Consider the following 11,576-nt stretch of genomic DNA (forward strand, 5'->3'; position numbering starts at 1 on the left):
AGCGGCTCAATTGGCAATCATGCCGTATCAAATAGTCGAGATTATTCTTGGCGGTGCTTTTAATAAGGGCTTATCTGATGTTTTCTCAAGTTCTACTTCACACGCGTGGGGATTTTTTGCGCCGCTTAATTGCGATAGCTCTGCCAATTACCTTGCAAAGTATCATGTTCTCCAGTCGCAGCCTAGTTGACGTTTTAATGCTGGGTCAATTGGGCGAAGCGGAGATTGCGGCGGTGGGGGTTGCCGCAAGAGCGACCTTTGTCACCACGATTATGCTGGTTGGGGTGACCACTGGTGGCGCGATGCTCACTGCCCAATATTGGGGAGCAAATGACAAGCAAGGCGTACGGGAGAGTACCGCGTTAACCTGGTTTATCGCGATGATTTTTGCCTGCTTCGCGGTGGCGCTATTTGTGGTTTTTCCTCAGAAAATAATGGGACTCACGACGGATTCTGAGCTTATTAATCAGCTTGGCAGTGAGTATTTAGTGATCTCGTCAGTGACGATGCTGGCGGTCGGTTGTGTCGCGAGTATGGCCGTTGGTTTGCGCGCGATTCATCAACCTGGGTTAAGTACGACCTTTAGTGGCATTGGCATTGTTTCAAACATCTTTTTAAACTGGGTGCTGATTTTTGGCCACTTTGGCTTGCCTGCAATGGGAATTAAAGGGGCTGCGATTGCGACGGTAATGAGCGGTGCGATTGAGGTCATCACTTTGTTTGGTTATCTGCATTTTAAGCATCATTTGCTGGCATTTAAAATCACGGATATTCGAGCAACGTTACGTTTAGATAAAATCCGCCGTTTTTTGAAGCTTTCCATGCCTACGACACTCAATTTTCTTGCTTGGGCAGGCGGCTTATTTGCTTACCATGCCATTATGGGGCAATCGGGCGTGCAAGGCTTGGCTGCCTTGTCGGTGATGACACCGATTGAATCGATCTCACTGGCGTTGTTAATAGGAATGTCGAATGCCGCCGCGGTACTAATTGGCAACCAGATCGGTGCGAAGAAGTATCATGAGGCTTATTATCAAGCGATCGGCATTACGATGCTGAGTGTTCTTGTCGCGATTTGTCTCTCGATTGTGTTGTTTTTAAGCCGTGATTTGGTTCTGAACTCTTTTAGCGCTTTGAGCCCTGAAACTCGCGCTTTAGCCGATAAATTTATCATCATTTTAAGCATTGGCTTGATTGTGCGCTGCGTACCAATGATGACCATTGTTGGTGTGCTCAGAGCGGGAGGCGATGTGAAATTTTGCCTCTATCAAGACCTTATCGCACAATGGCTGATCAGCATCCCATTAGCTGCGTTGGCTGCAATCTATTGGGGTTGGCCACCAGAGGCCGTTTACCTATTGTTTTTAACTGAGGAAGTGATTAAGTGGGGTGGGTCGCTTTATCGGGTGAAAAGTAAGAAATGGTTACGAAATTTGATTGAAAATTAGAGATATAACTCGGGATGGTTGTGTTTTGATGCATATGTTGTGATCCACCATGCAAAACGCTTCCTACTGAACGCTTATTAGTGTAGATTCACACTCCTGTTTTTTTCTTCTTCGAGCGACAAATGTTACGACTATCAGACCTGTGTAAAGGCTATGTAGATGGGGGTGAATTCCACCCTGTTTTGCAAGGCGCTGAATTGTCGTTACACCAAGGCCAACAAGTGGCACTGATGGGGGAAAGTGGTTCTGGTAAAAGCACACTTTTGAACCTCATTGCGGGTCTTGATACTGTCGACTCAGGCGAAATCGAGTTTCCGAATTTCATGATGCAAAACGAATCGGAAAGTAAGCGAACAGCTTATCGTCGCAGTAATATCGGCCTCATCTTTCAGCAGTTCAATCTGCTGCCAACCTTGAATATCGCCGATAACATCCGTTTTTGTCGTCAGCTTAAAGGCCTACCTGAAGATCAAGGATTATGGCGTCAAATTCTCTCTGCTCTTGATTTAATGCCATTGCTTGGTCGATACCCGGAAGAAGTCTCCGGTGGTCAACAACAACGTGCAGCGATCGCGCGCGCTTTGTATATGGAACCGAAGTTACTGCTTGCCGATGAACCTACCGGGAGTTTGGACGAGCGTAATGCTGAAGCGGTAATGCGTTTGTTGACCTCTTTGACTCGCCAACTTGAATGTACTTTATTGCTTGTTACACATAGTGAAAAAGTTGCCCTGCATATGGAAGGACGTATTCGTCTTCAAGGAGGACAGCTTCATGTTATGGCCCGTAGTTAAAGCACTGCTTGGCCACTACAGACGTTATCCTTTTCAAATCCTTCTTGTCTGGCTCGGTTTAACTTTAGGCGTTTCTCTACTGGTTGGAGTCACCGCAATCAATGAACATGCGCGTGAAAGTTATGCGCATGGCGAACAGCTATTTTCAAACCCATTACCTTATCGAATCCGGCCTAAGCACGCGACTAACCAAATTCCACAAGGTTACTATATCCAAATGCGTCGCGAAGGCTTCAATCAATGCGCGCCGTTTACCAACCTGCGAGTGAATACAGCGGATAATACCGATCTCATGCTGATTGGGATTGACCCGATTGCGATGTTGCAGTTGCAACCGGGGGTGAATTTAAAAGACCTCACTACGCTCGGTTTGATGAATCCTCCTTATCCCGTATTGGTGAGTGCGGATCTTGCGAGCCACATGAGTTGGACGGATGGAGATTTTATTCACTTAGATGATGGTAGTGATCTTGGGCCGCTGATTGTCGATCGTGAAAACCGCCTTAACGGCACGCGTATTATTGCTGACATGTCACTGATTCGTATGTTGGAACGCAGTTCAGGGATTTCGACTATCGCGTGTGCGGATATGCCGGCTGAAAAGCTTGAAAGGCTAAAAGCGAATCTACCTAACGGATTGGCTTTGGTACGCAGTTCACGTGCTGAACTGGAGTCGCTTACTCAAGCTTTCCACATGAACCTTAGTGCTATGGGAATGTTGGCGTTTCTGGTTGGTCTGTTTATTTTCTATCAAGCAATGTCTCTGTCACTCACTCAGCGTCAGCCGTTGGTGGGAATATTACGCCAAACAGGTGTTTCGGGTTGGCAATTAACGCAGGCGATGTTATTAGAGCTATTGGCGTTGGTGCTGATCAGTTGGCTTTGCGGCAATTTGCTTGGCATGATCTTAGCCAATCAATTGATCCCTGCGGTGTCAGCGAGTTTAGGTGATCTTTATGATGCCAATGTCGGTTTAGCGATCAATTGGAATTGGAAATCGAGCTACGTCAGTTTGGGTATGACCATGCTAGGCGCGCTTGCTTCGTGTGCATGGCCGTTAGTGCGTTTGCTCCGCGCTCAGCCTATTCGTTTGACCACGCGTTTATCGTTGATGCGTTTTACAGGCACAGAGTTTTCTATTCAAGCGCTGATCTCGTGCGCGTTGTGTGTTGCTGCCGTTGCGATTTATCAGGCTCCACAAACTCAAGAAAGTGGCTTTGCCATCATTGCGTTGATGCTATTGAGTGTCGCGTTGTTTACGCCTTTTTTAGTATGGCGTGTATTCATGAGTTTTAGCTATTCAATGCGTTGGGTAAAAGTGCGTTGGTTCTTCTCTGATGCGGCAGCGAGTATGAGTTATCGCGGCGTTGCAACTATGGCCTTTATGTTGGCAATGGCTGCAAATATCGGTGTAGAAACCATGGTGGGCAGCTTCCGTGATACCACCGATAAATGGTTAAGCCAACGCTTGGCGGCAGATATCTATATTTACCCAAGCAGCAGTTCAGCGGCTCGCTTGAGCACATGGTTAGATAGACAACCAGAAGTGAAATCGGTTTGGTGGCGCTGGGAGAAAGAGACCGTAACACCAAACGGTGCATTGCAAGTTGTTAGTACCGGGTCTTCAGAAGGTGAACTTGCGGCATTAACAGTGAAGTTAGGTGTGCCGAACTATTGGTACCACTTACATCATTCGAAAGGGGTGATGATCAGTGAATCGATGGCGCTCAAGCTGAATATACGACCGGGTGATTACATTAACTTGTATGGCAAACTCGGTCAGGGCTGGCAAGTGGTTGGGGTCTATTACGATTACGGTAACCCTTACAATCAGGTATTGCTTTCACATCGTAACTGGCTTTACTCCTATGCTGGCAGTGGTACGGTTGCTCTCGGTGCTGTGTTGAATGAAGATGTGAGTTCGGTTGGATTAAAACGTCGCATGGAGTCAGTATTTAGACTTAATGCTGAACGGATTTTTGATAATGGCAGCATTCATAAACAAGCCATGCGAGTCTTTGACCGTACTTTCTCGATTGCAGATACCTTAGGTAACATCACATTGGTTATCGCGGTGTTTGGTATTTTCTTCTCCACGGTCGCGGGTGAGGTTGCACGTCAACGGCATATTTCGTTGCTGCGTTGTTTAGGTATGTCGGGCAAAGAACTGGTCTTAATGGGCAGCTTGCAGCTATTTGTGTTTGGCGCTATCTCCATCATTATCGCGATGCCTTTGGGCTTAATGTTGGCGCATTTGGTGGTGGACATCATTATTAAACAGTCGTTTGGCTGGACGCTTGAGCTGCAATTTATCCCTTATGAATACATCAATACGGTTGCTTTAGCGATGTTGTCATTGGTGCTTGCCGGGGCGATGCCCGTGTTGCGTTTAGTGCGAAACACACCCATGAAATCGTTAAGGGATGCGTTATAGATGAATACGTCGACTTCTCGCAAATCTTTGTGTGCCTCTTTGTTGTTGCTGCTCGGAGGTATCGTGATCTGGTGGCTTTACCAGCAGTATTATGCAGACAGCACATCGGTTAAGAATCAAGAAGTGACGATCTTACGAAATCAAGGCCCACAAGTATTTGAGCCTGTTCTACCTAGCGATCCTGTTGTGTTGCCGCGTGACTTCGACTTTCATAATGAATATCAACATGGCTGGTGGCACTTCTTCGCTAATGTACAAGACCGTTCGGGTAATCGTTATGGCATCCAGTGGAGTTATCTGCGCGTTAGTAGTAACGAACATGAGCGAGCTGGCTGGCAAAGCCCGCAGTTGTATATTTCCCATATTGTTATCTCAGATGGTAGTAAAGTATGGAAAGAGCAACGTTTGTCCCGCGGTGGTATCGGCCAAGCAGGGATGAATGCAGCGCCGTTTAAATTGTGGATCGATAACTGGGTGTGGGATGCCATGGGCAGTACGCCTTTCCCTGGCGAACTAAATGCGGGCTCTGATTCGTTTGATTTAACGCTGCGCACCAGTGCTTCTGGGCCTTTTGTTTTGCCCGGTGACCGTGGTTATGTCACTAAACATGATTTGCAGCCTTTGGCTTCGCTTAATTTGTCGGCTCCTTTCTTAGATGTCGCCGGTAAAATTAGTCTCGATGGCAATCGTAGTTTCCGAGTCTTTGGTGAAGCTTGGATGAGTAAAGAGTGGGGGAGTGGCTTACTCGCAGAAGGACAACAAGGCTGGGACTGGTTTGTTTTTCATCTCGATGATGAAACCACATTATCAATTAACCGCTATCGTCATCGTAAGCAGACTCCTTTTGTTTTTGGTACTTTGGCAACCAATGACGGCAAAGTGATTAACCTTGATGCTTCACAGATCTCGGTTGTTCCTTTGCAACCCACTATTTTTACCAATCAGAAACGCATTCCACTGCAGTGGGTAATTAATGTTGCTGACTATGATATTAACCTGACCACACAAGTGTTGAACGAGAACATGTGGCTGCCATTTGTGCTGCCTTATTGGGAAGGGCCAATCACAACCACGGGTAGTCATGAAAGTGTTGGATTTATGCAGTTAGCAGGTTATTGATTATTCTGTGTTTTTTCGAATATAATGCGATGAAGCGCGTTGTTTCACATTTGTGAAAACATCGCGCTTTTTCTATATTCAATGCAAGTAATATAGTCACACAGGCGGCAGGAACGTTGTTTTGTGGCACACAATATCGGTTTAATGACTAAGCCGATAAGGAATATGCGCAAAATAGAAACATTTACTTCGGAATTTCCGAGGTTAATACTCTAAACAAGCGATTTTTCCTTACCTAAGGATAGCTATACACTCTGGGTTATTCTTTGTTAATCACTTATTAACATAATAAATATAAGGACGATATCATGAGTGATATTATTCGCGACTTCTTCAAAATGGAGTCGGCAGGGGGCGTTTTACTAGTGATCGCCGCTGCAATTGCGATGACCATTGCCAACACACCATTAAATGAAATGTACCAATCATTTTTGCATACCTATGTATTCGGTATGTCGGTTTCTCATTGGATTAATGATGGCCTGATGGCAATCTTTTTCATGTTGATTGGTCTAGAAGTTAAGCGTGAATTATTGGAAGGTGCGCTGAAATCGAAAGAAACAGCCATTTTCCCTGCTATTGCCGCTGTTGGTGGTATGTTAGCACCGGCACTGATTTATGTGCTGTTCAACATTAATGATCCTGCGGCGATTCAAGGCTGGGCGATTCCAGCGGCAACTGACATTGCTTTTGCATTGGGTATCATGGCGCTGCTAGGCAGCCGTGTTCCAGTTAGCCTAAAAGTGTTCTTATTGGCGCTTGCGATCATCGACGACCTTGGTGTTGTTGTTATCATCGCGCTGTTCTACACCGGTGACTTGTCTACGACGGCTTTAGCGGTTGGTTTTGCAATGACAGCGGCGCTGTTTGTGATGAACTCTCGTCGTGTGACGAAACTGCTGCCATACATGATAGTGGGCGCGATCTTGTGGTTTGCGGTACTTAAGTCTGGCGTACACGCCACGCTAGCGGGTGTTGTGATTGGTTTTGCTATCCCACTGAAAGGCAACAAAGGCGAACGTTCACCATTGAAACATATGGAGCATGCACTGCATCCTTACGTTGCTTTCTTTATTCTGCCACTGTTCGCTTTCGCTAACGCGGGTATTTCATTGGAAGGCGTGTCAATCGATGGCCTAACCTCAATGTTGCCATTGGGTATCGCAGCGGGTCTATTGATTGGTAAGCCACTTGGTATCTTTGCCTTTAGTTGGGCCGCGGTGAAAACGGGTGTAGCTCAGCTACCAGAAGGGATTAACTTTAAGCATATTTTTGCAGTATCGGTTCTTTGTGGTATCGGCTTTACCATGTCGATCTTTATCTCATCACTAGCGTTTGGTCCTGTGAACGCAGAGTTTGATACCTATGCTCGTCTTGGTATTTTGATGGGGTCAACCACAGCCGCTGTACTGGGTTATATTCTGTTAAGACTTTCGCTACCGAAAGAAAAAAGCAAAGCTTAATAAGCTATAACGCATGATACAAAAAAGCCTCGGACACAATTGCCGAGGCTTTTTTAATAGTGGGAAATTATTTTTCTATGACGGAGAAGATATTCCACTCTTGTTCGACTTCTTGCTCAAAACCAACCACGGTGGCCGTCACTTTACGATTTTTTGCATGAGATAAATCATCATCTCCTAAGGCTTCTAAGTTAGATTCCCCATAGCCAACGATTGATAGGCGATTTGCCGATATCCCATTGGCAAGCAGTTCATCTTCCACAGCAATCGCGCGTCGTTTTGAGAGCGCCAGATTATATTCTGGTGTGCCGACCTGACTGGCAAAGCCTTGGATCTCGATGGATGTTTCTGGATAACGCTTGAGGAAATCAGCCATAGAGCGGATTTGGTTCTCAAAGATAGGCTCAATTTTTGATGAGTCATTAGCAAACAAAATACGTAACTTAAGACTTTCTTCGGTTGCGATGACAAATCCGCAGCCATCATTGTCGATCAGCGCCCCTTCGCTGGTATTAACACATAAGTCTCGTGCGTTGATAACGCCATCGCGATCATCGTCGGTTTGGTCGGCAACCTGAATAACCACAGGAGTGGCGATATATTCGTATTCATCTTGCTCTTCTTCCGCCGTCACAAAGGGACTAATGAGTAGGCAAGGTAATAAGGTAAACAGAAATTGTGTTTTCATCATTAATACTCCACTTTCTCAGTCCACTCTGCCGGTATCTCGACAAGTAGCGCATCCAACAAGTTACCAGTGGCATTCATCACGCGGTATTTTGCATACTGCTCCGAGTAGTGTGCATCAAGGTAATCTTTACGCGCTTGGAATAGTTCATTTTCAGTGTTTAGTAAGTCGAGTAAGGTACGTTTACCGATTCGGTATTGTTTTTCGTAAGCAATCACCGTTTCAGATGCGGAATCGACGTGATCTGCAAGGAACTCTTTTTGTTGCAGGGTTAAGTCGAGAGCGCTCCATGACAGTTTTAGACCTTCTTCCACTTGTCTGTAAGCGCTATCACGCAAATCTTTTGCTTTGTTTAATTGGAAAGCGGCTCGTTCTGAAAGGTCACTATCACTGCCCCCGTTGTAGAGGTTGTATCGCATTCTTAGCATGGCAAGTGTTTCTTCACTGCGGCCCACATCACCACCAGCATCATCTCGCCATGATTGACTCGCCTCAATGGAAAAGGTTGGGTAATAGTTGCCTTTCGATTGTTTGTATTGGTAGCGAGCGGCATCCACATCGATCTTGGAAATCATAATGACTGGGTGACGTTCATAGGCGGTATCGATGGCCTCAGGTAACGATAAAGGCAATTTACTCTCATCTGCGCGTGGGTAAATAAGCCCTAAAGGCTGCTGCCCAACCACACGAAGAAATTGAGTATGTGTATCGATGAGGTTATTTTGTGCAGCCAGCAAGTTACCGTGAGCTTTTGCGATACGAGCTTCAACCTGAGAAACATCGGCGGTTGAACCAATACCTGAGTCGGCCCGTTTTTTAATATCGCGATATATCTCTTTATGCACTGCCAGATTACTTTCTGATAAGGCCAGTACTTCAGTAGCTTTCACGGCATCTAAGTAGATTTCAGTGACTTTTAATGCTAAATCAGACGCGTTCGACATTAGTTGCAGTCGAACCGACTCAGCATCGGCTCCAGTACGATTAATATCGTTGATGGTTGCGTTACCATCCCACAAAAGTTGAGTTAGACTGAGAGTGGCTTCTTTACGGGTGAGGTCGGTGTCTTCTCTGCCCGTAGACGCTGCAGGGTCAAGACCTTCATAACCAATACCCGCATCAAGATCAATACTCGGTAAGTAAGCACCACCGGAGGCGTCGTGCTCTTTTACCGCACTTTGGTACTCATTAAACGCTTGCTTGATCTCTGGGTTTGTCTTCATCGTAATCGCAACTGCCTGCTCAAGAGTTTGAGCGCTCAGTTGGCTACTACTAACGAGCATGGCCGTTAAAATTAGCGCATTTTTAGTTTTCACAGTTCTCTCCCTAATCCATGGACTCAATACCACTATGGAGCTTTTAAACGAATAATGTGGTTTAAAAGATTAACTAAATGTTAGTTTAGCTTTTGATAAAAGTAGAACTTTTGTTTGTAAAAATAGTTCGTTAGATCAAAAGTCTAATACTTATTTGTCATGTACTGTTATTTGTAATCGACATTTACATTTTTAATGTAGATGCAAATACAGCGGATTGTGAAAAAACATTGCCAGATAATATGGAGTTATGTTAATTTCGCGCGCAATCTCGGTAGTTATTTATATTGATACTCTGGGGGAGACGCGTAGCTCGCATTCAAGTTGAGTGCTGATACGTAGGGTAGGTATCGATAATCCGATTATCGATAGACGGGATACTAATGTCGTAATCGCGGCATGTTAATGGGAAACCCAACATTGAAATTATTTAACCAACAAGTATTGATCCAAGTTTCAATAGTCCAAGCACCAATCAGCTTTATTCTGCCAAAATGTCCTGTTTTACAAAACAGCTGCATCACTGAACCTTGAACCTCCTTTCTAAATTGTAATCCGTCTCTTTGACGGGTTGGTCTTTGCACGCCTATAGGCTGCGAAGGGAATTGTTGTACCTAATGTTTGGCGTCGACCTCGCCAAAATAGGATGATTACATTCAAGGGAATTTCTATGAGTACAGCCTTTGAAGTCGATACCCGAGATATCGCGACTTATTTTTCAAAACAGGTGCCATTTGTTGATGGCGTTTACGATCTTACGCCCGACCAAGCATTGCTTGATCAGGCCGCTCACGAATCCGCCGTCCGCTCTTATCCAAGACGTCTACCGATAGCTATCAAGCAGGCTTACGGCGTGTTAGTTGAAGACACTCGAGGGCAAATCTTTCTCGATTGTCTTGCTGGAGCCGGCACACTCGCGCTGGGATATAACCATCCCGAGATCAATCAAGCGTTGAAAGTTCAGTTAGATTCAGGGCTTCCGTATCAAACGCTCGATATCACTACCGAGGCGAAGAACGGCTTTATTCAAGCTGTGAAGCGTTTTTTACCTCCCGAGTTGGCGCAAAATTCAGTATTGCAATTTTGTGGCCCATCAGGCGCTGATGCGGTTGAAGCGGCAATTAAATTGGCGAAACAAGTTACGGGCAGAAATACCATGTTTGCCTTTCGTGGCGCCTATCATGGTATGACCAATGGCACGATGGGAATGATGGGCAACTTGAACACTAAAGCCCGCCGTACAGGATTAATGTCTGATGTGCACTTTATGCCGTTTCCTTATCATCTGCGCTGTCCATTTGGTCTTGGCGGCGAGGAGGGGGCAAAAGCGAGTATTGGTTATATTGAACGCTTACTAGCCGACGATGAAGCGGGCATCATGAAGCCTGCAGCGATGGTGGTTGAACCGGTGCAAGGCGAAGGTGGTGTGATCCCTGCTCCTGCATTCTGGTTAAAAGAGCTACGTCGTATTTGTGATGATCATGGGATTTTATTGATTTTCGATGAAATTCAATGTGGTGTGGGTAAAACCGGATACCACTTTGCTTATGAAGAATCAGGTATTCAGCCTGATATTCTATGTCTTTCTAAAGCGATTGGCGGCGGGTTACCGATGTCATTGCTGGTTATTAATAAGCAATATGATACCTGGCTGCCCGGAGAGCACACGGGGACATTTCGCGGTAACCAATTGGCGATGGTATCAGGCGCAAAAGCGTTAGAGATCATCGAGCGAGACGGCTTAGTTGAGCATGCCAATATTGCTGGGCAATATTTACGTCACGGCTTGGAAGCGCTGCAAAAGCGCATCAACTGTATCGCGGAAGTGCGTGGCAAGGGATTAATGCTTGGGGTTGAAATTTGTAAGCCTGGTAGCGAGCTTAATCGATTTGGTGAGCCAGTTGCTGATGGTGAACTCACGTTACGAATCCAAAGAGCGGCGCTTGAGCGCGGTTTAATGATTGAAAAGGGCGGTCGTGATGGTTCGGTAATCCGTTTTTTACCTCCGCTAATCATTTCTTTAGAGCAAATCGATTTTGCATTACGTGTGCTTGAGCAAGCAATGCTCGTTGCTGGTGGTGAGTATGTCACTGAGCTTGAGAACGATTCACCCAATCACTTTCAACAGCAGTGGCGACAACACTTTATTCAAGTCGGTGAACAGGGAAGTGATGTCTTCGCCGCCGCGATGAATCACACGACGGCGCAAATGAAGGCGGTGTTTGAGCAGGTTAATGCGCCGTATTCTGGTTTGCATCCTAAGCAATTGGAGCAAGCGATCAATGCTGTCGATCTTGATAATGCCCATGGCTCG

8 protein-coding genes are annotated in these 11,576 nt (G+C 45.7%); 6 read left to right on the forward strand and 2 right to left on the reverse strand.

Annotated elements, in window-relative coordinates; all coding sequences use genetic code 11:
- Positions 1-77 precede the first annotated feature (77 nt).
- The 5 genes from RH88_RS18475 to nhaA all read left to right on the forward strand — a co-directional run bounded on the left by RH88_RS18475 (position 78) and on the right by nhaA (position 7,258).
- Positions 78-1,448: an MATE family efflux transporter gene (locus tag RH88_RS18475; RefSeq protein WP_005598859.1), complete on the forward strand. Its 1,371-nt coding sequence runs from the start codon at positions 78-80 to the stop codon at positions 1,446-1,448.
- Positions 1,449-1,570: 122 nt separating this feature from the next.
- Positions 1,571-2,242 (forward strand): ABC transporter ATP-binding protein, encoded by a 672-nt coding sequence (locus RH88_RS18480; protein WP_005598861.1) that lies wholly within the window; start codon positions 1,571-1,573, stop codon positions 2,240-2,242.
- Positions 2,223-4,676, forward strand: coding sequence for an ABC transporter permease (locus RH88_RS18485; protein WP_005598863.1), 2,454 nt, complete (start codon positions 2,223-2,225; stop codon positions 4,674-4,676). The genes RH88_RS18480 and RH88_RS18485 overlap by 20 nt, the downstream gene beginning before the upstream one ends.
- The gene (locus RH88_RS18490) at positions 4,677-5,795 is read left to right on the forward strand and encodes a lipocalin-like domain-containing protein (RefSeq protein ID WP_005598865.1); all 1,119 of its coding nucleotides are present in this window, start codon (positions 4,677-4,679) and stop codon (positions 5,793-5,795) included. It abuts the gene before it with no gap.
- 308 nt (positions 5,796-6,103) lie between these two features.
- The gene (nhaA, locus tag RH88_RS18495) at positions 6,104-7,258 is read left to right on the forward strand and encodes a Na+/H+ antiporter NhaA (RefSeq protein WP_005598867.1); all 1,155 of its coding nucleotides are present in this window, start codon (positions 6,104-6,106) and stop codon (positions 7,256-7,258) included.
- A gap of 67 nt (positions 7,259-7,325) precedes the next feature.
- On the opposite strand, the gene RH88_RS18500 is transcribed toward nhaA, so the two are convergent.
- The gene (locus RH88_RS18500; protein ID WP_005598870.1) at positions 7,326-7,949 is read right to left on the reverse strand and encodes an OmpA family protein; all 624 of its coding nucleotides are present in this window, start codon (positions 7,947-7,949) and stop codon (positions 7,326-7,328) included.
- Positions 7,949-9,229 carry a TolC family outer membrane protein gene (locus RH88_RS18505; protein ID WP_406853133.1) on the reverse strand — a complete coding sequence of 427 codons (1,281 nt, stop codon included), beginning with the start codon at positions 9,227-9,229 and terminating at the stop codon, positions 7,949-7,951. The genes RH88_RS18500 and RH88_RS18505 overlap by 1 nt, the downstream gene beginning before the upstream one ends.
- 703 nt (positions 9,230-9,932) lie before the next feature.
- Here RH88_RS18505 and RH88_RS18510 point away from each other — a divergent pair.
- A partial coding sequence (locus tag RH88_RS18510) for a diaminobutyrate--2-oxoglutarate transaminase family protein (RefSeq protein WP_005598874.1) occupies positions 9,933-11,576 on the forward strand: 1,644 nt, incomplete at its 3' end.

It is taken from the genome of Vibrio scophthalmi LMG 19158 (genome assembly GCF_000222585.1).
GTDB lineage: Bacteria > Pseudomonadota > Gammaproteobacteria > Enterobacterales > Vibrionaceae > Vibrio > Vibrio scophthalmi.

What these genes read in the sequence shown, in the direction of transcription:
- RH88_RS18475 (WP_005598859.1), top strand. Translation starts at nt 78, where the DNA reads ATGTTTTCTCAAGTTCTACTTCACACGCGTGGGGATTTTTTGCGCCGC.
- RH88_RS18480 (WP_005598861.1), top strand. Translation starts at nt 1,571, where the DNA reads ATGTTACGACTATCAGACCTGTGTAAAGGCTATGTAGATGGGGGTGAA.
- RH88_RS18485 (WP_005598863.1), top strand. Translation starts at nt 2,223, where the DNA reads ATGTTATGGCCCGTAGTTAAAGCACTGCTTGGCCACTACAGACGTTAT.
- RH88_RS18490 (WP_005598865.1), top strand. Translation starts at nt 4,677, where the DNA reads ATGAATACGTCGACTTCTCGCAAATCTTTGTGTGCCTCTTTGTTGTTG.
- nhaA (WP_005598867.1), top strand. Translation starts at nt 6,104, where the DNA reads ATGAGTGATATTATTCGCGACTTCTTCAAAATGGAGTCGGCAGGGGGC.
- RH88_RS18500 (WP_005598870.1), bottom strand. Translation starts at nt 7,949, where the DNA reads ATGATGAAAACACAATTTCTGTTTACCTTATTACCTTGCCTACTCATT.
- RH88_RS18505 (WP_406853133.1), bottom strand. Translation starts at nt 9,229, where the DNA reads ATGCTCGTTAGTAGTAGCCAACTGAGCGCTCAAACTCTTGAGCAGGCA.